Raw genomic sequence first — 24,169 nt, forward strand, 5'->3', positions numbered from 1 at the left:
GAGTCTTTCATAAGTTCTCTATATGTTCTATAAACTAAGCTTAAACCTGTGGATGGTTCCCGTTCGGGGCTGGCGGAACTTCCATGGCGCACCATTTGCGGTTGCGTCCGACGTTTTCACCCACATAGCGCTTGGCGCTCGAACAGGGCTTTAGACGATGGCAGGCCGCAATTGGAACAAGGATCGGGCGACAAAACGTATTGACGCCAAGATCGACGCGCTGCCGCTCAAGGACATTGAAATCAAGGAGTATGTCCGGGACACTAATCTCGCCAACCTATCGAGCACGGTCGCCTACCGCGTGGATGGCGTCCATCTCTATGCCGACATTCTCAATATGAAGGACATGTTGGCTGTCACAGAGATTGAAGGCGAGACGTGCCACAAGCGGACGCTCAGGTTCCTGAATTTGCACTACAGGGCGGCGTACCGGATCATTGCCCGGGTCGATACCATCCTAGTCGACTTCCACAATCAGCGCCTGCATTCGGTGGTAGCGAAACCATATGATAGCGAGGCCAAGCGGGTTCACCGCGCGGTGGCGACCGGTCAGCTGATCATCGATGTGTTGGCGCAGACTGGCGAAGACGCGGATCACCCGGCGGCGAAGGTTCGGATTGGGATCGATACTGGAAAGGCTCTTGCGGTCAACAATGGCCGCCGCGGTCACCGCGAACCTTTGTTTCTCGGCGAACCTGCAAACCATGCGGCCAAGCGGGCAGGGGGCGGGACCGCAACCGGCATTTTCCTCACCAACACGGCGCGCAAGGCAATCGGCCTCGCGGAATTGACTAACGTCGATAACTCGCCCCTCACGGCAACCGAGATCGAAAAGAGTCAGAACGAGGCGAAGCTGGAGGTCACAGCAGCCGACATCGTTAAGGAGTGGCGGGAGGATCTGAGGAACAATCCTATCGGAGCGTTCGAGTTCTCGGGCCACACCCCGCCATACGCCACGCTGGATATTGAAAGCCTCTCGGCCAAAAATTCGCGTCGGCAGGAAGCTGCAACGATCTATGGCGACCTGGACGGGTTTACAAAATACGTCGGTGCGAACATCACGACTGATGACGGCGCCAAACACGTCGTGCGCACGCTTCACCTCCTGCGGGCTGAACTGGATGCGGTCCTGCACGAGGACTTCCAAGGTCGCAAGGTGCGTTTCATTGGTGACTGTATTCACGGTCTCTTGGTCGAGGGGACAGCGCAGACGACGGATACCCACGAAACCATCAGCAATATGACCCTATGTGCCGGTGCGATGCGCAGCAGCTTCAATCTGGCATTAAAGCGGCTGAAGGAAAAAGGAACCGATGCGTCAAGTCTCGGCCTGGCAATCGGGTTTGAGTATGGACCGATGAACATCACTCGGTTGGGAATGAAGGGCGACCTCATTCGCTGTTCTGTCAGCCGGGGTGTTCTGGCCGCAGAAAGCGAACAATCACGGTGCACAGGTAGGCAAACGGCTATCGGAAAGGTGGCCTATGCAAAGTGCACGCATGGTGTTCACGCTCTTTTTGGTGATTCGCGCGTCTACACCGACCTCGACTATGAGACTGCCGTCAATGAAATGGCCGGCAAGGATGATAAGTCCGCCCGCGCATCGAAGGCCATGGCCGCATCAAGCCTCCTTCAGCCGGCGTCGGCCGCAGCTCAGCCCTTCAGCTTTCCGAACCGTCCGACGGGTCCTGCCAAGCCCGATGGATTTGCCTGATGTGGTGGTATCTCTCCGATCTGGCGCGGTTCAGAACTGAGAGGATTGGCCTCGATACGTTGGCCAGCGATGCTACTTGGCTGGCACCTGTGGGTTGGCGAACCGACGATGCGAAGCGGTTGATCTATGATGCCGACATCGTCATCGGTGTGCGAACATTTCCGGTTTATCTCCTCTATCCGGAGAGTTTCCCGTACACGCCACCCTCGGTCTTCCCGCGAGGTGACAAATCGCGCTGGTCAAGCCACCAGTTCGGGGCTGGCGATGAACTTTGCCTCGAATACGGACCTGACAACTGGACAAGCGATATAACGGGCGCGCAATTGCTCGAAAGTGCCCATCGCCTGTTGTCGACCGAGAATCCGGAGGCAGGCGAGCGAGGAGACGTTCCCTCCAGGCACGTTGCGTCGCTCGGTCAGACCTTGCGCTCGACGGTCTTCCGTTTGCTCGTCACGCGGTCACTTGAGCGATTTCTCGGAACTGTCCAGACGGGCGTCAAATTAAAAGCCAATATGCTGATTCTGCTTCGCGGTAGGAGCAACGTCTATGTGATCGACAAGGTTACGCTTCCCGATGGTACGGTTTGGCACAACGAAGATGTGTCGCCAACGCTCGGTAATGAAACATTCGAGAGACCAACCACCGTACTCCGATTGGAGGAGAGCCAAAGCTTGCCTCCGGCGTCAAACGTCGATGAGTTCAAGGAAGCAGCGATTGCTCTTGGCCTTGATGCCGATGAAACGACACTGGTCATCCTGAAAGGCCAGGCGATCTATGGATTTTCCGCACTGGACCAATCCGTGATCTCAATGGTGACTATTGCGCCGGAGTTCAAAGCACAACGACTGGATGACGCTCACGCGGCTCTTCGCGATAAGAGCGTTGCGATCGTGGGGTGCGGCTCGATGGGCGGCAAGATCGCAGCGATGCTCGCGAGGGCAGGCGTCAGCGATTTCTATTTGATCGACGATGATCTCTTGCAGCCTGATAATCTCGTGCGCAACGAACTCGACTGGCGCGACGTCGGTACTCACAAGGCGGATGCCGTCGCGCAACGCATCCGGAATGTCAATCCAGCAGCGAAGGTCTTCTTTCGGCAGATTCGCCTCGCGGGCCAAGAGGCGAGCGGGACTGCAGACGCCGCCCTTACATCGTTGGTAAAGCGTGATCTGTTCGTTGACGCGACAGCCAATCCGGAAGTCTTCAATCTGTTGTCGGCCGTCGCGGAGACGGCCAAACGGCCGATGATATGGGCTGAGGTTTTCGGCGGCGGATTTGGAGGATTGATCGCTCGATGTCGGCCGAACCTTGAGCCTAGTCCCCAGCTGATGCGACTCGCGGTCGAGAATTGGTTTTACGACCGAGACTACAAGCCCAAGCGCGCGTCCCGCGATTATGCCACCGGTGAGGAGGGGCCCGTACTTATTGCGGACGACGCAGATATCACCAGTATCGCCGCCGCGGCAACAAGGCTAACGATTGATACGTTGATTGGCCGAAATCCGTCATACTTTCCGTTCTCGGCTTATGTCCTCGGCCTGGCGCCGGAGGCGGGCCTGTTCTCGCAAGCTTTCGAAAGCTATCCAATCGAAATGAGCGACGCCCCGCCACCGGAACCCAAGCCCGAACTGACGCGCGACGAGATCGCTTCGGAAGTCGTCGAAATCGTGAAGATATTCTCTCCGAAATGAAATTGATTTTGCCGGCTGATGTAGTCAGTTGCTTAAGAAAAGAACTCCGTAGTGCGGGCACCCGGGAAATCGGCGGTGTGCTCGTGGGCGAGCACATGCATAACGCTACGTTCCGAGTAGCTGATCTCTCCGTGCAGCGGAGCGGTGGTTCGGTGGCGCATTTCGTGCGCGACGTGGAGCAAAGTTCGGCGTTTCTGAAGGAGTTTTTTGCGCGAACGGGAAACGACTACCAGCGTTTCAACTATCTCGGTGAATGGCACTCACATCCGCAATTTAGCGCGTTGCCGAGCGGGCAGGATTTGGCAACGATGCTGGACATCGTAGAGAGCCCTGACGTCGGCGCGCATTTTGCCGTGCTGCTGATCGTGTCCCTTCGCCGGCGCGGGTTGCTTGAGCTGTCCGCCTTGGCATTCAGACCAGGTATTTCACCGGTAAACGTCGACGTGGTTATGGAAGACGAGACGGGGGCGACTCGAAAGGGCTGGCTACGCCGGATTATCGATCTTTTTCGATCGTGAAGGTTCTGACGCCCAACCTTCTGACGAGTTCGCGGATCGAGTCGCAGGCTGGGGAAATGCGCGACGGGATGGTGGCCTCGTCCCCCGCATCGTAGGGCACGAGCGTCAGGCCTGGCAAATCCGACGGCAATTTCAGATCCTTGATCCTAGGATGAACTAAAATCGTCCGGTACCGGGTCAACTTCCCCATGAACAGACCGAGCTCGAATAGGACGTTGTCGCGAACGGTGGGAGCCCGCCGGCCGCGCGATTCCGAAATATCGTCGGGTTCTGCGATGGCGACCGCGAAATCGGATTCGCTGACCTGTCTTTCGAGCGCCTCAAGGGTATATCCCTGTCGAAAGATGGATAGTTGGGGTCGCTACAGATAGAGGGACCAATCCACCGCCGAGCATCCTTATGCTGGAATTTGACAATCGTGAGCCGATCAACTTGGCCTTCTTGCCTGAGGAGGCGATGAAAATCGCACGGGCGATTCTCGATCAGTATGCGAGCCCGCCGCCGCCACCGGAGCGCTATAGCTGAGGGCGGTGGCTCAAATGACAATTAATGCTTACGTTCTTCCCCCGTCGGAGCAACGAACCGGAGCATGTCGTCGGCCCATGTTCTCAAGTCCAGCAGATTCCGCGGGCCAAGCTTCACTGCCAAAGTTAGCTGCCCGGCAGCGACGTAAAGCCAAGCTTCTCCGGGGTTTTGCGCTCCTTGTCCTGAGATTCGCGTCTTTCTTATTTCGACAAGCTGCTCGGGCGCATTAGCCACGTTCGGATTGTCTCTTGCTTGTTGAACCGCCACAAACGGCAGCCATCCCATTATGTCGGTCGCCTGGCGCGGCGCTAGACGAAATCTCGAGATCGCACCGTCATCTGTACGAAACGAGAGGACGAAATCCAAAGTTTCGGTGCTGGCACTGGCCTTAATGTGAGTGACAGGAGCGTAGCTCGTTCGGTAAGAGATCGTCGTCGTCTTGCTGATTGGCCACCGGCGGAGCTCTCCCTTTGAGGTTGTGGACCGCCATCATCTGCGAAGCGCAAGCAAGGGACAAGCAGCCCAATTAAAGGGGAAGATTATTTGAACGGCTTGTTGGTTGGGCCAGCCTTGTTTCAAGGCGGGCCGTGGTTCTACGGGGGGCGATTGTGATCTGGTTCACAAATGCGCGGGTGAATGGCTGCTAGATCGTGTTTCGCTGGAGGATTTCAGGGGCCCAATGACAGGCGCCGCCGGGACACGATATTTCGAGCCCGACGGCGTAGTTTTTTAAGGGCATTGAAGCGGCCTTGGGAGCGCAACGATGAACGCGCGCGTCACAAAACCTTGGCGGACAAGTGCCAAGCTCCCTGAGCTGGGATTTCAGGGCCCAGACTGGAATGCGTGGCGATCGCCGCCGAGCGAACATACTCCGCTCGCGCGGCGTTCAGCATCAATCTCCAATTGGAGGGAAACGCATGTTCGACGCCGAAACGACCGCGCTGCTAAGAGCGGTGCTAGAGGAAGTTTGCGAGAATATTTCCGTCTTTGAAACCGGCGCCAGGACGCACGTTGCTTCCAAGATCCTCGAAGCCGCGGCAAACGGTCGACTCTCAATAGATGACTTGAAGGCAGCGGGTCACAACGCCCTGAACACGCCTACGATGTGGCGCTGAGTTTCGTCCTTGTCGGCGACGCGGTGTGGTGCTGAGTCTCTCTCGGTGAGACGCTGTTCAAGTGCGGCAATGGTCACCTTGAGATTGTCGCGCCGATCGTTCAGCGACTTTGCCAAAATCGGATACCTCACGTTGGATCGGTCGAAAATCTTCGCGCGGTCTTCTTCGGCCGCGATCTCAGCTTCGATCAGTTGGAGGGTGCGGACAAGATCAGCCAGTATCTTGCTGATCGTCAATTCTCGTACCGTGCTTTCGCGGGCTGTTTCAAAACGAGGATGCATATTCATTTGCGTGCTCCGAATGTATGAGTTCGGCACACCGAATAGCTGTTGGCCGAACTATTCACGCACGCGTCGCAAGTTGTCTGCCAGAGGCGGTCCCGTAAGAATACGGTCGGTGCCGATGAGGACAACAGAGGCGTGGTGGACGCTTGCTCAAGCGGGGTTGGGTGTCGGCTAGATCCGCGCCCTACGCCATCCGGCTGCAAGCGCACTTGCTTCCGAGCAAAACCAGCGCTCACCGCGAAGCCAATTGATCCGTGTCTGCGAATAGTACATCTGTCCCTGAAGGTGATAGATCCGCTCGCCGCCTGCGCTTAGGTTTCCCTTGATAGTGCAGCCGAGAAGCGATGGCGCGTAATCGAGCGCGGCGAAGCCGAGGAATAACGATCCCAGCACCGCAGCGAATATTGCGAGTCTTCGATTCATCGCATCAGCTCGAATAATTCGAGGATGTCAGCCAGGCGCAGCTTTGTCCCCCTGGGTAGGTGCTGCAACAAGGTGTGCCGGGTATCGGCCGCGATCTCGTCGCGCTTGATCGGGTCGTACTCCGCATGGAACGCCCACATGCTCTCAGCGAACCGACGGGCGATTTCGGGCGGGATCTCGAGCGGCTTTCGCGTGATCGCCATTACCGGAGGATAGGTATTCCCGGCCGGCTTTGCGAACCCGATTAGACCAATTGACACATTGCCTCGCCGACGCCCCGCGGACGAAGATCAGAGTCGGTCGGTCAGTGCAGGAAAGCCAAGATCAGCGCAAGAGTGACCAGGGCGTACGTGCTTGTAACAGTAATGCCTAGGTACAGACGCTCCATAGCGGCCTCCCTACCTCAAGGTGCCGTCCCCTCGCTGTTCAACTTAGCGCACGCTCACGTTCCGAGCAGTCGGAATTTCGGCTCATAGTAAATCTACGGACATTCCTTCCGGACTAACCCTATAGGGGACGGTCGCTCGGGAACGCTTGGTGCAGTTCGCCTAATTAGCGCCCCGGTGAGCGCGCTCGTCAACTGACCCATGTCATGTGAATCTGCGGCTCGGCCGATAGTAGGGTGGGCCTGCGCGTGAAGGGGCCGGAAAACTTACGATGCAGCCACAGGGCGCTTGCAGCAACGCGCTTCGATTACCACTTCAAGAATCGCTCAACGTCGGAGTCGCTTCTTAGGCCGGTGGCCTAGACGGTCGACAAGGACGAAAATTGCGCCGATCACGACAGCACCGACTGCCATTGCATCGATGATCAAAAGCACTGGTGTTTCGCGCAAGAACTTTACCCCTAACGAAAAAGGCCGCAGTGCACTGCGCACCGCGGCCCGTCCGGGAAAATTGCCTGTCAGTGCAATGATAATACTTCCAGCCCGGTAAGATCGAGGCTGCCGCAAGGATTTCGAGCAGTGGAGTCTAAACTGCCGTTCCAGTAGATGGAACATTGCGCGTGTTGCTGGGCGGTGACAGGAAATTCCGGGAGGCGAGGCACAGCCTTCCTGCGGCGCCGATCGCGTGCAGAATGAAGCCGCTAGGAATTGGTCGGCGGAAGGCGACGATCACCGAGGGCTGGGTCAATTGTCACTTCAGGTAAAGCCAAAACACCGCAGGAGTTCATCGCGGCATCGCTTCTTCACGGGAAGCCAATTGCCCGCGTCGTCCTGTCGCTCTGAGATCCAGCCACCTTTCACCTCAATGGTCGGTGGGTTTCTCGAAAATAGGTGCGTACCGATCTCGGAGGCCTTTGTCTCAACGCAGTTGGTGACCCACATTGCTGCTCTCAGCCAGTGTCGACGCGGCTAAAGTGCAGGGCCATGTCACCCTCCACCGGGAGGGCCAAACTTGGTCCTCCGTGATCATCCAAGTGGGCCGTTCAATCTGCTTTTTTGCGGCTGGCCGCTTCAGCTTCGCGCGCCAGCCGCTCTGCTTTCAGGCGTTCTCGATTATCGTGGAATGCTTTTTGCGCTTTGACGTATTCGGTCATAGCTTCCTTCGCCCTGACCGCTTTGAATAGCTTGTGGGCTTCGCGCTCCGCAGCTGTCGTTGCCCGTCGCTCTCGGCTGTTGATCATTGTTGACCTCCCTACTTGGGGTCAATTGGTCAACGCGCGGAGAGGGCTTTCGATCCTTCGCGATGAAAGGGCAAGGCGCAGGCGCTATTTCTTCGCGCTCAGCCCATCTTCAAGCAGCCGGCGGACCTCGATCCTTTCGTGGCCGGGAGTCAAGAAGATCCGGCAGTAGTGGCAGTTGGGGACGGGACTCGGGACTCGAAGCTACCGCGGGATTGTCTTGAACCTTCTCCCGTCGCCTGTGACTGATCGCGCTCCCAGTTAGGCCGGCAATCACGAACAACGTGCCCGCCACGATGAGCCAGTGTGGCAGTTCAAACCATCCAATCGCGGTCTTGAGTACATCCACCTATTTTATGGCCTTGAAGCGGTTCATTTCCGGTTTCGGTCGCGTCGTAGCTTTTGGAATTCCCCGGGTCCCTTGACGAACTGGCGCTTGCGGTCGGCTTGCTCGTCCGAACTGGCGGTGCTGTCCGCTATTTTGTCGATTGCTTTGCCGGCCATGTCGCGAGCGCGCTGGCGCTGGCTTTCACGCCGACTTCCGCGTCCTGGATCAACCAGGTTGAGCGCTGGTTTGCCGAACTCACCAGAAAGCAGATCCAGCGAGGTGTTCATACCTCCGTCAGGCAGCTCGAGGCCGACATCCGCACCTTCATCGAACTCCACAACAAAAACCCGAAGCCATTCAAATGGACCAAGTCCGCTGACCAGATTTTGGCGTCCGTCAAACGCTTCTGTCACAAAGCCCAGCAGACTTTATGTGGCGAACTTTAGATTCACGTGACTAGCCTGACTTCGTATAGGGTAGGGCTTCTTTTTTCGGTTCGGCCAAAAAAGGACGTGTGAGCGCGAAATGCACCCCAACTCGTTCCTTGCCTCTGTAACCAATTGAAATCACAGCAAATGATTCCGCCCTCCGAGCCCACCATAAATTCAAACTAGAGGTGCGACCGCAGCGAAGCCCGCGAAGAAGGCGAAGAAAACATCTGCAGGCCAGAAGGAGATCTCATGTCGATCGCCGGCAAAAAGCCCGTGAAGGAAGCTGTCGCGAAGAAGCCGGTGGCCAAACCGCAGCGGAAGTCGGCCTAGGCGTGACGTTTCGTGTCCTGATCATCGGCGGCACGGGCGAGGTCGGAGCGCGGTGGGGAGGGCGCTTGTCGCTAGATCCGCTTGCGCCGAGGTTGTGATGGTCACAGTCGCTACCATCAGCGATCGGCGCGTGCAGCAGGCCATCCTGGACACGTCCGATGCGCGGTTTCCCGAACGGATCGCCGAGTTGGCGCAGAGCTTGATCGTTCGTGGCAACGCCAAGTCTTCTGACCGCGTCCTGAGATACCAAATGCGGTCACGGATTGCTTCCGATCGAGGGCGCGAGGTTGCTCTGATCGGGCGTTCTGCCGACGATCTGTTTGAAGAGTTTGGCCGTACCGGTCGCCTTTTCAAGGTAATCGGCGTAGGCTGTGGGCGCTCGGCCGATCAAGGCTTGCAAATCGCCGAGCGGCGCCCCCGGCGTAAGCGCGGCCTTTCGGAATTCCGCCTCGGCTTCTCGCAGATCGGTCACGGCCGCATCCAGACGTTCGGCGTCGGTGGCGCTGACCACTTTGCCGGCGATGTAGACGATTTGGCTCAGGCCCAAGATTCCGAGGATGTTTTGTGGAATCGTAAACGAAGCGAGTTGTGCGATCCCGCCGATCAACAAAGCAACGCCTACGGCGACGGTGAACACGAAGCTCTGAAAGCGATAGACATCGAAGCTCCCGTCGCTTGAAATGAGGTCATAGAAGCTCGGTTCCGGCTGGACGATCACGGACGGGCTGTCGTACCAGCCCTTGTTGTGCAGCCACGTCAGGTTCGCGGGAGTAAGGCTACTTTTGGAGTTGTCGGTACCTTTCGCCGCGGCTGCACCTATGCCCGAAATTCCCAGGAGTTCCAGAATGGTCGTCGACAGGTCGGATAATACACCTGTCCGCAGGAGGAGGACGACCAGCATCGAAAACACGATCATGGTGAAAAAGAAGACCTGAAACGCGGACAAGCTCCCGCGATTGTCGGGACCTGCCGTGATCCGGATGGGGTTCACCGCGTGCCAACCATTCAGTTTCTTGTCGCTGACGAAAAGGAAGGTGCGCGACACAAGCCAATAGAGACTGATGACGACGGCGATCGCCGCCATCCAACTGACCGAGAACGGGCTTATGTAGACCGGCGAGTAACTGACGTTGACCGGACGTCTGCCGGTGCTGCACTGATAGATGTAGAGATTGCGCTTCGCCCACCACCACCAGGGCGCGACGTTCATTGTGACGTCGAGAGAAACGATGGTCTCTCCGGGCGAGAGGAGTTGCTTCGTGACGAGATCGTCGTTGGGAGCGGCTTTGCGCACGCGCGCGCGGTGGCGACTGTCGTCCTTGGGAATCTCGTTGTCTTCGATCAACAGGGCGAAATAATAGCCCGCCGCATCGGAGACGCCGGGCAACCCGAAGTCGACCGTGTTCCAAGCGGGAACGAATTTCGCGTTGTATACGATGGAGGGACTGTTGGGCGAGGCGGAAAGTCTACGAAGGTCTTCACCTCCGGCGCAGTCCACCGACGACATTCGTAGACCGGCGGCGGCATCCTTCAGCTTTGCCGACTCGGCCGCCGGCTCATTTGGCATTGATGGCTTCGTCTTCGTTTCGGGGGCGGTTCCGGAAGGGCTCGCCACGGCTTGAGCGAGCGCGGATCCGATCGTCGAGAGCGAACCGCAAAGGTCGAGAAGGACGGCGAGCGAGGCGACCACGACGAATTTGGAAGACGATCCGTAAAGAAAGTTACCAGCCGACATCACTCCGCCTCTTCAGTTGGTCACGACATGAGCGCGGCCCCTCGTCGAGGTGCGCTCCGCTTGTCGTCGCATCGCTGCTTTGATTTTCATGATAACCCATCGGCAAGATCTTTCGCGGAATCGGCCTGATGACTGCCGTCGGCGGCGGAGGGAGCACGACCTGCGTTGGCGGCCATGGCTGCTGCGGTCTCCGCCGCGCGTTTCCGTTCCCATTTGTACTCGATGTCGTCGGCGACTTGCGATGTTTCGGGATCGGCCGGTTTCGGATCCGTGACCTTGGGATCAAAATACTGAACGAAGTCCACGTGGCTTCTCATCGGGCTGGGACGGTAGGGGCCGATCCGGTCGAAGAGCACGACCGGCCCTGCCTCGAACCGGCGATAGACGGATTTGTGCATGATCGCCTTGTTGTTCTTGATCACTCGGAGCCCGAACCGCAGGAAGCCGCCCTTTTGTTCGTCGTGCTGGGAGCCCGACGGGTCGGGATGCAGCCGCAGGACGGACGGATCGTGCTTGAGTCCGTTCGGAACGAGAGATGCGGCTGCGAGCATCCACTTCAGAGCGATGTCGGACAACCGCGATTCATTGTCGTTGTAGCCGCCCCCGACGTCCGCATGTACGCCCGGGAAGTGGACCTGTTCAAAGAATAGGTTCTTGTCAGAGTCGCGGCCCGCCTTGGAGGCAGTGGGCTTCCACTCGACGGGTTTGAAATCGGCCCTGTTCTCGTCGATTGAGATCGCGTGTTTCGCATAGCCGACATTCGCGTTCAACGTTTGGTCGTAGAACTTGTGCTTTCCGCGCGCGAAATGGATGGTCGCGATGCTTTTCCAAAAGCCGTATCCGGGGAGACCGAACGCGGTTTTGAAGTAGTTCTTCAGGTAGACGTAGACACCCGTCAAAACCGTCGCAGGGCCCAGCACGTCGAAGACGTTCCAGAACGTCAGAAACTGGAGGAAGCGACCAATGTACGGAAAGCCGTCGGCGAACGAAACGAGCGAAATCAAAAAGCTGAGTAGGAACGGCAGAGCTAGGACGACGATGACGGTCAGAAGCCCGAGACCTTTGTGGCCGAGCGCTGCGACGGTATCGAATACCCCGATAAAATAGGGATAGACGTTCGCTAGATTTCCGTCGGCCGGGTTCGAACACCCATGTTCGTCACGGAATTTCCGGGCGACCTTGTCCCGGGTGTCCATCATGAAGCGGAGATAGGATCCGACCTCGTTGCGGTCGTACGACGAGCAGAATTGATAGACAGATTTGACGGCCGTTTCGGCCAGGTTCGTCGAACCTTTGACGTCCATCGGAAGCGCGCCGCCCCCGGGAAGATGACGTGGTATTCCACAGCAGGCGATGACGGCGGCCAATGAGCGGACGGTGTAGGCACCTCTGCTGAATCCGATCAGGAAGATGCGGTCCTCGTCCCGGTAAAGGCGGATAAGGGCAGCGTAACAATCGATGATGTTTGCGGTAATTCCCAAGCCAGTTGCCCGGCTTGCAAGATTGTATAGCCTGCGGCTGAGGGTGCCATGGAGGCGACCGCCGTCCGCGCTCGATCCGAGCCCGGGATCGTAGAATGCAACTTGTTCTGCTGGATCGATCGAAGAGTCGGGTGCGACGCGACAAGCTCGGTAGAGTTTGTAGACGTTGGTTCGGATTTCATCGAACGTGATCCCGCCAACTTGGCCCGTTCCGTCGGAGAAGATAATGATGTTTTTCGGCATTTTATTCCCTAGGCGGCTAATCCTTCGCCGGGGTTGGCTTCAAGTGGCTCTCGGGTCTGGCGATAAGCTGTTCGGCAATAGGCAAAAATAACGACGTGCATCGTTCAGCCCGGACCTCGCTTGTCAACTGGAGCGCTCTGCTTTTTCTGTTGGCAACCTCCGAGAGCTGTTGGAAAGTCACCTCGATGTCCTCCGGATCACCTTGAAAATGTCCGATGCCTTTCAAAATCTGATCGACAGCGATCCCGAATGGCGGCGGCGCTACGAACTGATCCGAAGGCTAGGTGATGAAAGCGAGCGTGGCATGGCGGTTCTAGTCGGCGCGGAGCTCGACCGCGCTCTCGGATTGGTCCTTTGCGCTTATCTTCCACCGGGCAGAGCGCGGAAGGCGCTATTTTCGGGTGGCGCGGCGCCGCTAGGATCGTTCGCGAGCAAGATCGACCTCTGCCGAGTGCTGCACCTGATTTCCGAAGGAGAATACGCAGCGCTTCACGTTATCAGGAAGATACGAAACGAGTTCGCACACGATCCGGATGCCTCGTTCGCAAGTCAGAAGATTCGATCGTGGATCGATATGGTCGACTTGGGTGCCGATCGGAGCGGCGACCACAAGCTAAGGTTTGAGTCCGACGCGGCAAGTTTAATTGCCATACTTGAGGTCGAGGCCGTCGACCAAGCGCATGGTCGAGTTTACGAAGAATCGTACAGCGGATGGTATCGGCGAGGCGGATGGACAGAACCGTTCGATTCGAAAGAGAAGGCTGCTGCGGCAAGAGCGACGACTGAGCCCTGATGAAGCGTAGCGGTGCGAGTTGGCTCGAAATGGTCGGTCATGGGCAAACGCCAGTACGAGATGCATCGGAGTTATATCCGTGTCCCTCACTAGATCCACGACTTGTTCGCTTCTTCATGATGCCAAGCATTGTGTTCGAAGAATTACCCGATCAATGCGTCGCACTCAAAGCAGCCGTTACTCGTATAGCTCCGCTCTAGTGTACGGCTGTATCTCGGTTTGATGATCCCAAAGCAAAAAGGCTCGTCGGATCCTCTCCAACTGGCGACGATCGAACGCCGCTCGTTGCGCTTCCAATTGTGTCGTCTGACGAAGTCGAATGATTGCGGAGCGCCAACCCGTGCGCGAACAAAAAGTGTCCGTATCTGGTGCGGTCGTCGCGCTACCGGCAACGAGGACCTAGTAAGACATTGATCTTCTTGGTGGGCCCGGCAGGACTCGAACCTGCAACCAGACCGTTATGAGCGGGAGATTAAGGACTAACACCATTGATTTTGCAGTACTTTCGCTAGCAGTTGATCGCGTTCGTTGTGTTTTGGCGAGGTCGTTTCTGGTGCGAAAATGGTGCAGTGCGTCTACTCATTGTGGCTTACCTACCGAGCAAGAGGCCCCTCGGGGCATTCAAAATGTCCGCTGAGGAGAGTATACGTAATTTTTTTATACGCAGGAACGATGGTGGGAGGCGCTCATGCCCACGTCGGTTTCGCTCGATGTAAACGGCCGCTTGGTCACGATTGAAGTCGATGACCCGGGCATGCCGCTTCTGTATGCCTTGCGAGATAATCTTCAATTGAAGGGACCGCGCTTTGGCTGCGGATTGGGCCAGTGCGGCACCTGTGCCGTGCTGTTGGATGATGAGCCCGTGCTCTCATGCGAAGTACCGCTCACCAAGGTCGCAAATAAAAAGGTGGTGACGCTTGAGGGACTTGGCAGTCCGGAGGAGCCGTCGCCTGTTCAACAAGCCTTCATAGACGAACAGGCGGCACAGTGCGGTTACTGTCTTAACGGCATGATCATACACGCGACCGCGCTCCTCGCGAAAGCCGGCAACCCGACCGTGCCTCAGATCAAGAAGGCGCTCGCCGACGACCTTTGTCGTTGCGGCACGCACCTTCGCATCGTTCGAGCAGTGCAGCGGGCGGCGCGAAAGGCGTGAGATAAAGGAGACAGAGATGCTGGACGTTGTCTCCACCCGTCGCGACGTGTTGAAGACTGGCGGCGTGCTCCTCGTCGCCTTCACGTTTGCGGAAGCGGCGCTCCCTGCTTTGGCGCAGAGCGGTTCCCGAAGGAAGACTGTCGAAGCCGACGAAGTGGACGGATTTCTATCCATTGATGCCGACGGAAAGGTTACTGTCTACTCCGGCAAGGTGGATCTCGGCACCGGACTACGCACTGCATTGGCGCAGATCGCGGCCGAAGAGCTCGATGTGTCGCTCGACCGAGTAACGCTCATCCAGGGTGACACTGAGCTGACGCCCGACCAGGGCGTCACCTGGGCCAGTCTTTCGATCCAGATCGGCGGGATGCGGATTCGTCAGGCTGCGGCGACTGCGCGCAAGGCGCTTGTTGAAATGGCCGCTGCGCGGTTTGGCGTGCCGGGGACAGAACTGCGGATCGAGGACGGTATTGTCAAGGCGAGCGACAAGAGCATTTCATATGCCAAGCTTGTCGGCGGCAGCACTTTCTCGCTGAAGGTCGACAAGGACGCGCCGGTGAAAGACCCAGCATCGTACGCGATTGTAGGCACGTCTGTGCCACGTCTCGACATTCCGTCAAAGGCGACGGGACGCTTCATGTACATGCAGGACTTCCGTGTCGCAGGCATGCTGCACGGCCGCGTGATCCGCCCGCTGGCAATTGGTGCCCGCCTGGAGAGTGTCGACGAAACCTCGGTGAACGGCATTCCGGGTCTCATCAAGGTTGTGCGCGAAGGCAATTTCCTTGGCGTTGTTGCGGCAACCGAATGGGGCGCCATCCAGGCTGCACGTAAGCTGAAGGCTACCTGGTCGAATTGGGAAGGGCTGCCAGAGCAGGCGCGTCTCTGGGACTACGTGCGCAGCATCAAGGTGAATGGCGATGCTGTCGTATCCAATATTGGTGACGCCGCCAAGGCGTCGAGCGAGACGTCGAGGCACATTTCCGCAACGTACGACTTCGCCATTCACACGCATGGCTCGATCGGCCCGTCTTGCGCCGCGGTCGAGATCGTCGACCGAAAAATCACGTGCTGGAGCGCCTCTCAGGCAACGCACCGGTTGAGACGACAGCTGGCGGTGATGATGGATGTGCCACTGGACCATGTGCACTGTCTCTATGTCGAAGGTTCGGGTTGTTACGGGCGCAATGGGCACGAAGATGCGGCCGGTGACGCCGCGCTTCTCTCGCGCGCGGTAGATGGGAAACCCGTGCGGGTCCAATGGATGCGCGCTGACGAGCATGGCTGGGATCCCAAAGGTCCGCCGATACTGATCGACCTCCGCGCAGGCATCGATGATGCAGGCAGGATCGTCGGCTGGGAATCGGAGCTCTTCATTCCCGAGGGGGGCTTAGCGCCAGTGCCGCTCGTCGCCGCCACACTCGCCGGCATGCCGACCGCTCCGATCCCGGAGCCATACCGCTTCAGCAACCCCAATTATCTCACCGCCAACTCGGCGATTCCCTACGCATTCCCGAACGTCAAGACCGTTGCGCATCTCCTCGCCGAGGCGCCATTTCGCTGGGCGTGGATCCGGTCGCCAGGTCGATTGCAGAACACGTTCGCCAACGAATGTTTCGTCGATGAGATTGCTGCCTTGATCGGTGTCGACCCGCTCGATTTCCGCCTTGCTCATCTCGAGGATCCGCGCGCTGTCGAGCTTTTGACGCGTCTGGCCTCTCTCTCCCGGTGGGAGAAGCGGTCCTCGCCCCAAGGGAATCCGCAAGTCGATGTCGTGGCCGGGCGAGGCATCAGCTACGCCAAAGACTTGCCGTCACCCACCTATGTCGGTGCAGTGGCCGACATCGAGGTCGACCGGAGAACCGGAGAAATCCGCGTGCAGCGCTTCTTTGTAGTGCACGATTGCGGGCAGGTCATAAACCCCGACGGCGTCAGGAACCAGATTGAGGGAAACATCATCCAAACGCTCAGCCGCACCTTGAAGGAGGAACTTCTCTTCGATCGTTCGGCCGTGACGAGCCTCCATTGGGCAACCTATCCGATACTGACGTTTCCGGAGGTGCCCGACGTCGTCATCGAACTTTTCGACCGTCCGACCGAGAAGCCATCGGGCGCAGGCGAGGCGGCAGCCGCGGTCGTGCCGTCTGCGATCTCCAACGCGGTCTTCGATGCTCTTGGCGTACGGTTGCGCTCGGTCCCGTTTACCCCAGCGAAGGTCCTGGCTGCAATTGAGGGCTCCGAGCGGCGTCCCTCTCGGGAGTTGTGAGATGAGGCGATGACCCGGTCGAGACTTTCGCGGTTGATGGCGGCGATCGCCCTTCTGTTGATGGGTACGGTTCCGGCATCGGTGATTTCCCCGACCTCAGCCAGCGAGGATCAGGGTGAGGACCGATTGATAGGCAAGAGCCTCGCAGACATGCTGCTCGCCGGCGAAGCTGTCGTCTCCCGCGCGCAGGAGAAGATCGATGATCCGAAGCTTGGCGACAAGGGCCTCAGCGGCGAGGCGCTGATCGAACAGGCTCGCGAAATCTATCGCGCAACGACGGGTATCGATCCGATCTCAGTCGATCCCGCCTCTCGACAAGGCCGATTGCTGCGCGTCCAGATGGACGCGATCGTCGAGGTGATGGATGCAAATCAGGCGACGATCAATGCCAAGGGGACCGGGTTCAAGGGGTTCATCCCGGCGGTGTTCGCGCGGCTCGTCAATGAAGCCTTTGCGCGCAGGGCAAAGGGCGAGGCTGAAGTGAAGGTCACGGGACCGCCCGATCGTATCCGCAACCGAAAGGCACGTCCGGACGCGTGGGAGACCGAGGTCATCAAGTCAAAAATGCTCGCGCCGGATTGGCCGCGCGACAAGGCCTATTCGACCGCGGTCGAAACCGGCGGGCGTGCGGCATTTCGAGTGATGGTGCCGCAATATTACGACAAAACCTGCTTGACCTGCCATGGTATGCCAAAAGGCGAAGTCGACATTACGGGTTATCCGAAGGAAGGCGCGAAATTGGATGAGCTGGGCGGCGTGATCAGCATCATCCTCTACCGATAGCCCAGTATCGAGGGGCTCGCGACGATGGCGCGGCTGAATATTCGAACCCGAGTGATTCTTTTGTCGAGCGTGCTGCTCGTCGTCATCCTGGGGACGAATATCTATCTCACGCGAAAGCTTGCAAACAATTCGGCAGTCGTTGCCGAGGTTGCCGATCTGATCGGCGTCATCGAAGCGGCGAACGGCGCGCGCGTCGCGTTCGGAGAGTTGCGCTATTGGATGACGGACCTCGCCGTCAGCATGCTGACGCTCTCGGAAAGGAACGCAGCGGAAGCGCAGAGCCGGATGGAGCGTCTGCTCGATCAGGTGGCGGTGCGGAAATCCGATCGCATTGCTGCCGTTCGTGCTGAGCTTGCTCAGTTTCAGAAGTTCGCAGCCGCGGCCGTCGAGGAGTACACGGCCGATCGGCGCGTGATGGGCAATTCTCTCCTTGCGCAGGCGCGACAACACAGTAACGTGGTCGACGAGCTCCTGGGATCCATCGTAACTGAATTTACCGATGAGGTAGCGGCCGACCGCGATCGAGCGGTTGCGGATGTCCTCGCTGCGACCCGGATCACGCAAGCGATCGCGGTTGCTGTCGTAATTTCGGCTGCACTCCTGACCTTCTTCCTGCTGCGCTCGATCACGCTGCCGCTCCGGCGACTCGTGGTGGCGATCGACGGCCTTAACGCCGGAAACGTGGCAGTTCCGATTCCCGCTGCCGGCCGTGACGAGATCGGCGCGATGGCCCGGACGCTCGCGATATTCCGCGATACCCTCACGGAGCGGGACCGGCTAACTGCCGAACGCGAGCATGAGCGCAAGACGCTCGCCGCAGCGATCGCAACCATTTCCGATGGATTCGTGCTCTACGATGCGGACGACCGCATCGTCGCGTGCAACGAGCGCGTTCGCGAGATTTATCCTCAACGGGCAGACCTCTTCAAGCCCGGCACAAGCTTTCGCGAAATCCTCGAAGCAGCAGTTACACGCTCGGTAGCCGATTTGAGTGGACGCACACCCAAGGCATGGATCGAGGAACGCCAGAGGCAGCATTCTGAGCCCTTCAGCGTCGCTGAGCTTTCGTACCGCAACGATCTCTGGGTGCGAGTGACCCAGCGCAGGACCCATGATGGCGGCACGGTCATGGTCTACACCGACATCACCGAGCTGAAGCGACGGCAGATCGAGTTGGAGCGGGCGCGCGAAGAGGCCGAGGTGGCAAACAGGACAAAGAGTCAGTTCCTGGCAAACATGAGCCACGAGCTCCGGACGCCGCTCAACGCGATCATCGGGCTCGCCGAGATGCTTCACGAGGAGGCACAGGAGGAGCCTGATCATACGTTTCTCGAGCCGGTCGGGCGCATCGTTCAGGCCGGCAAGCATCTTCTGACGTTGATCAACGATATTCTGGACTTGTCCAAGATCGAGGCGGGGAAGCTCGATCTGTACCTGGAGGAGTTCGACGTTGGTGCACTCGTCAGCGAGGTCGTAAGGACGACCCAATCGATCGTCAACAAGAACCGTAACCGTCTCATCGTCGACTGTCCTGTGGATATCGGCGCGATGCAGGCAGACCAGACCCGTGTTCGTCAGGTGCTTCTGAATTTGCTCGGCAATGCGTGCAAGTTCACGGAGGATGGCGAGATCCGCCTCACAGCCGCGCGTGAAGCTGACGGACCAGCCGGATGGATGGTCTTCGTCGTGGCCGACACCGGCATCGGGATGACGGCGGATCAGCTTGGACGTCTCTTTCAGGAGTTCTCTCAAGCCGACAGCTCAACGACCCGCAAGTACGGTGGTTCGGGGCTCGGTCTGGCGATCAGCCAGCGTTTATGCCGCGCCATGGGCGGAGAGATCACCGTTGCGAGCATACACGGTCGCGGAGCCGAGTTCACAGTACGCTTGCCCGACCAAGCTGCTCATGCCGCAGCACAACGCGCCGAGGTACCTCGGGTCGCGCAGAGCCCGACCGGTCGAAAGATGGACCCCATCTCGCGTGTGCTTGTCATCGACGACGATCCTGATGCCCTGGATGTCATGCGCCGCTTCCTCGGCAAGGAGGGCTTTGATGTCCTGACCGCGCGAGGAGGACAAGAAGGGCTCAAGCTTGCGCGAGAGCTTCGTCCTTCGCTGATCACGCTGGATGTGTTGATGCCCGAGCTCGACGGTTGGCACGTGCTCAAAGAACTCAAATCGATACCGGAATTGGCTGCGATTCCCGTCATCATGCTGACGATCGTGGATGAGCGCAGCAAGGGCTATGCGTTGGGCGCTGGCGAGTACATCACCAAGCCGATCGATTGGACGCGGCTCCGAGCCGTCCTTCACCATCTGAGTGGGGGGTCATCGAGAAAGGACATCCTTCTCATCGAGAACGAAGCGCAGACACGGCGGCTGTTGGCGTCAAGACTTGCCGCTGAGGGATGGCGAATCATTGACGCAGAGAACGGTCGCGAAGGCCTTAAGCAGCTGGCCCAAAACAGACCGAGCCTGATACTGCTGGATCTCATGATGCCGGAGATGGACGGGTTCGAGTTCCTCGAGGCACTCCGCGGGAATGCGGCTTTCGAAAATATCCCTGTCGTCGTGATGACGGCCACCGACTTGAGCGAGGCAGACCGGCAGCGTCTCAATAACGGAATTATTGAGTTTGTCTCAAAGGCGGGGTGCACTCGCGATGAGCTGTTGACGAGGATTCGGGACTTCCTTGAGCATAAACTTCCCATCAATGAACGGCATCGGCGGGCCGAAAGCCATGGTTAAGATCCTTTACATCGAGGATAACGAAGACAACATCTATATGGTGTCGCGCCGATTGCGCCGAAAAGGCTACGAGGTCGTCGTTGCACGCGACGGCGCGGAAGGGTTGGCGCGGGCCAAGAGCCAGCTCCCGGATCTGATTCTGATGGATCTCGGGCTGCCGGTGATCGACGGCTGGGAGGTTACCCGGCGGTTGCGGGCCGCGCCAGAAACCGCGACCGTTCCTATCGTTGCCCTGTCTGCCCACGCCATGCCGGAGGATCGGGAGCGCGCGCTCGCATCAGGCTGCGATGACTTCGTTACGAAGCCGACCAACTTCCCGCACCTGCTTGATCGGATCGAGGCTCTGGTGAAAGGAGTGCCTGACGGATGAATGAGGCGTCGCCCACGATCCTCGTCGTCGATGATAACGAAGACAATCGTTATCTGCTCGTACGTCGATTGCGACGATTGGGCTATGAGACCGTACTGACTGCCGCGGATGGCGTCGAGGCCATGGCAATGCTTTCCGCACATCCGGTGGACCTCATGCTCCTTGATGTCATGATGCCAGGGATGAATGGGCATGCGGTATTGCAGCAACTCAAGGCGCACCCGGTGTTGCGAGAGGTTCGCGTTATCGTGATTTCTGCCGTGGACAACGTTGACAGTGTCGTCCACAGCATCGAACTCGGCGCCGATGACTATCTTCTCAAGCCCTTCAACCCCGTGATTCTCGGCGCACGCGTCGGCGCGTGCCTTGAGAAGAAGCGCCTGCGTGACCGGGAAGCCCACCACCTGGAAGAGATCCAATATGAGAGGCGCCGCGCCGACGAGATGCTGGAGGCCATTCTGCCGGCAAGTGCACTGGCCGAGTTGAAGGCGACGAACGAGGTCAAGCCTCGTCGCGTTGACGATGTGACGGTCCTGTTTAGCGATATCGTTGGATTTACGCACTATTGCGACAGCCATCCCGCGGAGCAGGTGGTCTCCGAGCTTCGGGGACTTGTTGATGCGTTTGAGGACATCGTTGAAGCGCACGCAATGGAGAAGATCAAGACCATCGGTGATGCATTCTTTGCCACCGCCGGGCTGCTCAAACCGATGCAGGACGGGGTGCTAGCGTCCGTGCACTGTGCGAGGGCGATGATCGAAACCGCGCGGAGGCTCGAGCCCGGCTGGACCATCCGCGTCGGAATTCACAGCGGACCGGTCATCGCCGGCATCATGGGACGGCATCAGTATATGTTCGATTTGTGGGGAGACACGGTCAACACCGCGGCCCGCATCACCGCTCATGCGGACGGAGGATCGATCCTCATGAGTGCCAAGGCCTGGGCCCAGGTTCGTCATTGCTGCACAGGCCGTAGCTGCGGCCTCGTGGAGCTGAAAGGAAAGGGAATCCTCGAACTGTTCGAATGTCATGGCCCTTCGAGCGGTCACTTCAAATGACGATGGCATTATGTTCCTGAACACTGTTGCTCGCACTAAAGGCGGTCGAGTAGTGCCTCTGTTACCCCACCGGTCGGGTTTGATCGATGTAGGCAAATGTAACTCTGACTTAGGACGTTCGATAAGTCTGTGAGAACAAACGTTCTCCTTCGGTGGGTGACCGTTCGTAGCGCTCCCCTGACTCGAACCCCGACGCTGCCTCCCGCGCCGCGTCGAGCCGTTTCACTTCTCTCCGCGCTATGCGGGAGGCGAGGTGCGGGTGCTGGCCGAGGTGATGACGGCGTTCAGAGGATCTCACGCCTGACGCGAAGACTAGTGTCCAATATCACTTCTAGTGCGGTTTGGATTTGAAATTCGCCATGACTGCTCGCTGAGCCAAGGTAGCGAATGTGAAATCCACCGCACCAGGCGGTAATTGATGGCCGAGGAACGACATCTGACAGCTGGGCATCGGAAATCGGTGCGGCTCTTTCTATGCGGAGATGTCATGTGCGGCCGCGGCATCGACCAGGTGCTGGCGCATCCCTGCAGCTCCGAGAGTTACGAACGCCACGTGCGAACGGCGGAGACTTACGTGCTGCTCGCCGAGCAGGCGAACGGGCCTATTTCGCGGCGCAACGGGTCGTCCTACGTCTGGGGCGCTGCACTGGACCAATTGGAGTGCATGCAGCCGGACGCGCGGATCATCAATCTCGAAACGGCTGTGACCCGCAGCAATGACCGGGCGAACAGGGGCATCAACTACCGCGTGAGCCCCGAGAATGCAGAATGTCTCGTGGCTGCCAAGATCGACTGCTGTGTATTGGCCAACAACCATGTGCTCGATTGGGGCCGCGCCGGCCTGCTGGAGACGCTGACTGTTCTGCAGAAACTCAACGTCAAAGCGACGGGAGCAGGACGTAACGATCACGAAGCGCGCGCGCCCGCAATGCTGAACCTTGCCAAAGCAAGGCTCCTGATCTTCTCGTTCGGATCGACATCGAGCGGCATCCCGTTCGGGTGGGCTGCGACGCCCGACGCTCCAGGCGTCAACTTGCTGCCCGACCTATGCGAGGTGAGCGCGTTGCAGGTCGCTAGCCAGGTCATGGCACTCAGGAGGCCGGGCGATCTCATCGTCGTTTCGATCCATTGGGGATCAAACTGGGGATATCACATTCCGGACGAGCAGAAGGTCTTTGCACGGGCGCTCATCGATCAGGCCGGCGTGTCGATCGTTCACGGGCATTCTTCGCATCATCCGAGAGCAATCGAAATCTATCGAGATCGTCTCATTCTCTATGGCTGCGGAGATTTTCTGAACGACTATGAAGGGATCCGTGGTTACGAGCGCTACCGTGACGACCTGGCGTTGATGTATTTCGCCGACCTGGATCCGGCCAACGGAAACCTCCATGCGCTCAAACTGGTTCCCTTGCAGATCAAGAAACTTCGTCTCTCCATTCGATCGCCGCAGGACATTGAATGGATCCGGAAGACACTGGATGGGGAATGTCAGCAGCTCGGAACAAGAGTCATTTTCGATTCCGAACGGCAGCTTGCACTTATCGGGCGGAGGGCAACGACTTAACCCGTCAGCCTCCCCGGTACCGCTTTCGGCAGACACTCTTGAAAACTCTCTTGCAATTCTAGGGCAGCAGCTATCCTAGACTCGAAGAACCTCTCTAGAGCCGATACGAGGATCGCCGGCTGGAATGGCGCGGTAAGCCGCTCGAAGCGGCCAGCCATTCCAAGAGGTACTGCGAGAGCGTATGGTACTCCGATTACCCGCTGAACCTGGAGGCAGTCATGCAGTTCAGGACAACCGGACTACTGTTGCTCGGCGCGATGGCGCTTCCCGTCTCCGGGACCGCACAAACCGCGCCCGCTCCGCCGGCAATTACACGAACGGTGGTCGCTGCAACCAAACTGCAGACCGTCACGGATGTGCCGCTGCATTTCAAGGCGGTGAGCATCACCCTTCGAGCGGACGAGAAGTGCGGCGTCTCGGCGGCCGTCGGCATCCTCTACCAGCTATCAGGATCGACCGAGGTCGCGCTCGATGGCGAGGCTAAAGCGCTCAACGCCGGCGAGGGGTTATTCATCGCTGGCGGAAAAACCGCGGCGCTAACGGCGGGCGGCGGAGAGCCATCTACTTTCCTCCATTTTTTCCTTGCTCCCGCTGCGGACTTGGGTCGGCCTGTCGAGACGGCACCTGCGGCCGTGACAGAGCTATATCGGACTGCGACTCCAATCCCCGACCTGCAGCCAGGGGGTTATGATCTCAATCTCACGCGAGTTACATTTCCGGCGCAGACGCCCTCCAACCCGCCCCACCATCGCTCAGGAGCGGCTCTGTACTATATTATTTCCGGCACCGGAGCGAACACGATCGACGGCAAGACGGAAGCAAGGGGACCAGGTTCCTTGATCTATGAACCGTACGCGCTCGTGCACCGATGGGGAAACCCGGGCAACGAGCCGTTGGTATTTTTGGTCTTCAACATCAATCCGGAAGGTGTGGCAGCTGTGCTTCCGGGCGGACCGGAAAAGAAACAATAATTGAAGGCGGGCCGCC

Annotated in this window: 20 protein-coding genes and 1 pseudogene; 15 read left to right on the forward strand and 6 right to left on the reverse strand. The window is 58.5% G+C overall.

Annotation, left to right across the window (positions count from 1 at the left end; translation table 11 throughout):
* The first annotated feature begins 157 nt into the window (after window positions 1–157).
* From J2R78_RS32310 to J2R78_RS32320, 3 genes are read left to right on the forward strand one after another with little or no spacing between them, the layout of a single operon-like run.
* Window positions 158–1,714, forward strand: a complete 1,557-nt coding sequence (locus tag J2R78_RS32310) for a transcriptional regulator (protein WP_253608118.1) — start codon at window positions 158–160, stop codon at window positions 1,712–1,714.
* Complete coding sequence (locus J2R78_RS32315) at window positions 1,714–3,405, forward strand: ThiF family adenylyltransferase (RefSeq protein WP_253608119.1); 1,692 nt, start codon at window positions 1,714–1,716, stop codon at window positions 3,403–3,405. Before J2R78_RS32310 ends, J2R78_RS32315 begins: the two co-directional genes overlap by 1 nt.
* Window positions 3,402–3,923, forward strand: a complete 522-nt coding sequence (locus J2R78_RS32320; RefSeq protein ID WP_253608120.1) for a Mov34/MPN/PAD-1 family protein — start codon at window positions 3,402–3,404, stop codon at window positions 3,921–3,923. Before J2R78_RS32315 ends, J2R78_RS32320 begins: the two co-directional genes overlap by 4 nt.
* Here the strand turns inward: J2R78_RS32320 and J2R78_RS45450 are convergent.
* Window positions 3,901–4,269 carry a TIR domain-containing protein gene (locus tag J2R78_RS45450; protein ID WP_375167142.1) on the reverse strand — a complete coding sequence of 123 codons (369 nt, stop codon included), beginning with the start codon at window positions 4,267–4,269 and terminating at the stop codon, window positions 3,901–3,903. The genes J2R78_RS32320 and J2R78_RS45450 overlap by 23 nt on opposite strands.
* Before the next feature lie 53 nt (window positions 4,270–4,322).
* Between J2R78_RS45450 and J2R78_RS44830 the strand changes: the two genes are divergently transcribed.
* Both J2R78_RS44830 and J2R78_RS32325 read left to right on the forward strand, forming a co-directional pair.
* Window positions 4,323–4,448 (forward strand): hypothetical protein, encoded by a 126-nt coding sequence (locus J2R78_RS44830; RefSeq protein WP_256558700.1) that lies wholly within the window; start codon window positions 4,323–4,325, stop codon window positions 4,446–4,448.
* Between the two features lie 917 nt (window positions 4,449–5,365).
* Entirely contained in the window at window positions 5,366–5,563 is a 198-nt protein-coding gene (locus J2R78_RS32325) for a hypothetical protein (protein ID WP_253608121.1), read from the forward strand.
* On the opposite strand, the gene J2R78_RS32330 is transcribed toward J2R78_RS32325, so the two are convergent.
* The 3 genes from J2R78_RS32330 to J2R78_RS32340 form a co-directional block, all read right to left on the reverse strand.
* Window positions 5,527–5,850 (reverse strand): hypothetical protein, encoded by a 324-nt coding sequence (locus J2R78_RS32330; RefSeq protein ID WP_253608122.1) that lies wholly within the window; start codon window positions 5,848–5,850, stop codon window positions 5,527–5,529. The two genes, J2R78_RS32325 and J2R78_RS32330, sit on opposite strands and share 37 nt — an antisense overlap.
* A gap of 416 nt (window positions 5,851–6,266) precedes the next feature.
* Complete coding sequence (locus J2R78_RS32335; RefSeq protein ID WP_253608123.1) at window positions 6,267–6,473, reverse strand: hypothetical protein; 207 nt, start codon at window positions 6,471–6,473, stop codon at window positions 6,267–6,269.
* Window positions 6,474–7,698: 1,225 nt separating this feature from the next.
* The gene (locus J2R78_RS32340; protein WP_253608124.1) at window positions 7,699–7,896 is read right to left on the reverse strand and encodes a hypothetical protein; all 198 of its coding nucleotides are present in this window, start codon (window positions 7,894–7,896) and stop codon (window positions 7,699–7,701) included.
* Window positions 7,897–8,421: 525 nt separating this feature from the next.
* Between J2R78_RS32340 and J2R78_RS32345 the strand changes: the two are divergent.
* Window positions 8,422–8,667: pseudogene (locus J2R78_RS32345) on the forward strand (IS630 family transposase); the annotation flags it as partial.
* Between the two features lie 571 nt (window positions 8,668–9,238).
* Here J2R78_RS32345 and J2R78_RS32355 read toward each other — a convergent pair.
* Together J2R78_RS32355 and J2R78_RS32360 are read right to left on the reverse strand one after the other, a co-directional pair.
* Window positions 9,239–10,717, reverse strand: coding sequence for a hypothetical protein (locus J2R78_RS32355; protein WP_253608125.1), 1,479 nt, complete (start codon window positions 10,715–10,717; stop codon window positions 9,239–9,241).
* A gap of 86 nt (window positions 10,718–10,803) precedes the next feature.
* Window positions 10,804–12,441 (reverse strand): DUF2235 domain-containing protein, encoded by a 1,638-nt coding sequence (locus J2R78_RS32360; RefSeq protein WP_253608126.1) that lies wholly within the window; start codon window positions 12,439–12,441, stop codon window positions 10,804–10,806.
* Window positions 12,442–12,610: 169 nt separating this feature from the next.
* Between J2R78_RS32360 and J2R78_RS32365 the strand changes: the two genes are divergently transcribed.
* The 9 genes from J2R78_RS32365 (at window position 12,611) to J2R78_RS32405 (ending at window position 24,153) form a co-directional block, all read left to right on the forward strand.
* Window positions 12,611–13,234, forward strand: a complete 624-nt coding sequence (locus tag J2R78_RS32365) for a hypothetical protein (protein ID WP_253608127.1) — start codon at window positions 12,611–12,613, stop codon at window positions 13,232–13,234.
* Window positions 13,235–13,922: 688 nt separating this feature from the next.
* Window positions 13,923–14,390 carry a (2Fe-2S)-binding protein gene (locus J2R78_RS32370; protein ID WP_253608128.1) on the forward strand — a complete coding sequence of 156 codons (468 nt, stop codon included), beginning with the start codon at window positions 13,923–13,925 and terminating at the stop codon, window positions 14,388–14,390.
* A gap of 16 nt (window positions 14,391–14,406) precedes the next feature.
* Window positions 14,407–16,656, forward strand: a complete 2,250-nt coding sequence (locus tag J2R78_RS32375; RefSeq protein WP_253608129.1) for a molybdopterin cofactor-binding domain-containing protein — start codon at window positions 14,407–14,409, stop codon at window positions 16,654–16,656.
* A 36-nt stretch (window positions 16,657–16,692) separates the two neighbouring features.
* Window positions 16,693–17,439, forward strand: a complete 747-nt coding sequence (locus J2R78_RS32380; RefSeq protein ID WP_253608131.1) for a DUF3365 domain-containing protein — start codon at window positions 16,693–16,695, stop codon at window positions 17,437–17,439.
* Between the two features lie 24 nt (window positions 17,440–17,463).
* Window positions 17,464–20,187, forward strand: coding sequence for a response regulator (locus J2R78_RS32385; RefSeq protein WP_253608132.1), 2,724 nt, complete (start codon window positions 17,464–17,466; stop codon window positions 20,185–20,187).
* Window positions 20,180–20,557: a response regulator gene (locus tag J2R78_RS32390; protein WP_253609988.1), complete on the forward strand. Its 378-nt coding sequence runs from the start codon at window positions 20,180–20,182 to the stop codon at window positions 20,555–20,557. The genes J2R78_RS32385 and J2R78_RS32390 overlap by 8 nt, the downstream gene beginning before the upstream one ends.
* The gene (locus J2R78_RS32395) at window positions 20,554–21,615 is read left to right on the forward strand and encodes an adenylate/guanylate cyclase domain-containing protein (protein WP_253608133.1); all 1,062 of its coding nucleotides are present in this window, start codon (window positions 20,554–20,556) and stop codon (window positions 21,613–21,615) included. The genes J2R78_RS32390 and J2R78_RS32395 overlap by 4 nt, the downstream gene beginning before the upstream one ends.
* 418 nt (window positions 21,616–22,033) lie before the next feature.
* Complete coding sequence (locus J2R78_RS32400) at window positions 22,034–23,182, forward strand: CapA family protein (RefSeq protein WP_253608134.1); 1,149 nt, start codon at window positions 22,034–22,036, stop codon at window positions 23,180–23,182.
* Window positions 23,183–23,400: 218 nt separating this feature from the next.
* A complete protein-coding gene (locus J2R78_RS32405; protein ID WP_253608136.1) occupies window positions 23,401–24,153 on the forward strand; it encodes a cupin domain-containing protein in 753 nt (250 codons plus the stop codon).
* Window positions 24,154–24,169 lie beyond the last annotated feature (16 nt).

Origin of the sequence: Bradyrhizobium sp. USDA 4538 (assembly GCF_024171045.1) — a bacterium.
GTDB classification, from domain to species: domain Bacteria; phylum Pseudomonadota; class Alphaproteobacteria; order Rhizobiales; family Xanthobacteraceae; genus Bradyrhizobium; species Bradyrhizobium australafricanum.

What these genes read in the sequence shown, in the direction of transcription:
- J2R78_RS32310 (WP_253608118.1), top strand. Translation starts at nt 158, where the DNA reads ATGGCAGGCCGCAATTGGAACAAGGATCGGGCGACAAAACGTATTGAC.
- J2R78_RS32315 (WP_253608119.1), top strand. Translation starts at nt 1,714, where the DNA reads ATGTGGTGGTATCTCTCCGATCTGGCGCGGTTCAGAACTGAGAGGATT.
- J2R78_RS32320 (WP_253608120.1), top strand. Translation starts at nt 3,402, where the DNA reads ATGAAATTGATTTTGCCGGCTGATGTAGTCAGTTGCTTAAGAAAAGAA.
- J2R78_RS44830 (WP_256558700.1), top strand. Translation starts at nt 4,323, where the DNA reads ATGCTGGAATTTGACAATCGTGAGCCGATCAACTTGGCCTTCTTGCCT.
- J2R78_RS32325 (WP_253608121.1), top strand. Translation starts at nt 5,366, where the DNA reads ATGTTCGACGCCGAAACGACCGCGCTGCTAAGAGCGGTGCTAGAGGAA.
- J2R78_RS32330 (WP_253608122.1), bottom strand. Translation starts at nt 5,850, where the DNA reads ATGAATATGCATCCTCGTTTTGAAACAGCCCGCGAAAGCACGGTACGA.
- J2R78_RS32335 (WP_253608123.1), bottom strand. Translation starts at nt 6,473, where the DNA reads ATGGCGATCACGCGAAAGCCGCTCGAGATCCCGCCCGAAATCGCCCGT.
- J2R78_RS32340 (WP_253608124.1), bottom strand. Translation starts at nt 7,896, where the DNA reads ATGATCAACAGCCGAGAGCGACGGGCAACGACAGCTGCGGAGCGCGAA.
- J2R78_RS32355 (WP_253608125.1), bottom strand. Translation starts at nt 10,717, where the DNA reads ATGTCGGCTGGTAACTTTCTTTACGGATCGTCTTCCAAATTCGTCGTG.
- J2R78_RS32360 (WP_253608126.1), bottom strand. Translation starts at nt 12,441, where the DNA reads ATGCCGAAAAACATCATTATCTTCTCCGACGGAACGGGCCAAGTTGGC.
- J2R78_RS32370 (WP_253608128.1), top strand. Translation starts at nt 13,923, where the DNA reads ATGCCCACGTCGGTTTCGCTCGATGTAAACGGCCGCTTGGTCACGATT.
- J2R78_RS32375 (WP_253608129.1), top strand. Translation starts at nt 14,407, where the DNA reads ATGCTGGACGTTGTCTCCACCCGTCGCGACGTGTTGAAGACTGGCGGC.
- J2R78_RS32380 (WP_253608131.1), top strand. Translation starts at nt 16,693, where the DNA reads ATGGCGGCGATCGCCCTTCTGTTGATGGGTACGGTTCCGGCATCGGTG.
- J2R78_RS32385 (WP_253608132.1), top strand. Translation starts at nt 17,464, where the DNA reads ATGGCGCGGCTGAATATTCGAACCCGAGTGATTCTTTTGTCGAGCGTG.
- J2R78_RS32390 (WP_253609988.1), top strand. Translation starts at nt 20,180, where the DNA reads ATGGTTAAGATCCTTTACATCGAGGATAACGAAGACAACATCTATATG.
- J2R78_RS32395 (WP_253608133.1), top strand. Translation starts at nt 20,554, where the DNA reads ATGAATGAGGCGTCGCCCACGATCCTCGTCGTCGATGATAACGAAGAC.
- J2R78_RS32400 (WP_253608134.1), top strand. Translation starts at nt 22,034, where the DNA reads ATGGCCGAGGAACGACATCTGACAGCTGGGCATCGGAAATCGGTGCGG.
- J2R78_RS32405 (WP_253608136.1), top strand. Translation starts at nt 23,401, where the DNA reads ATGCAGTTCAGGACAACCGGACTACTGTTGCTCGGCGCGATGGCGCTT.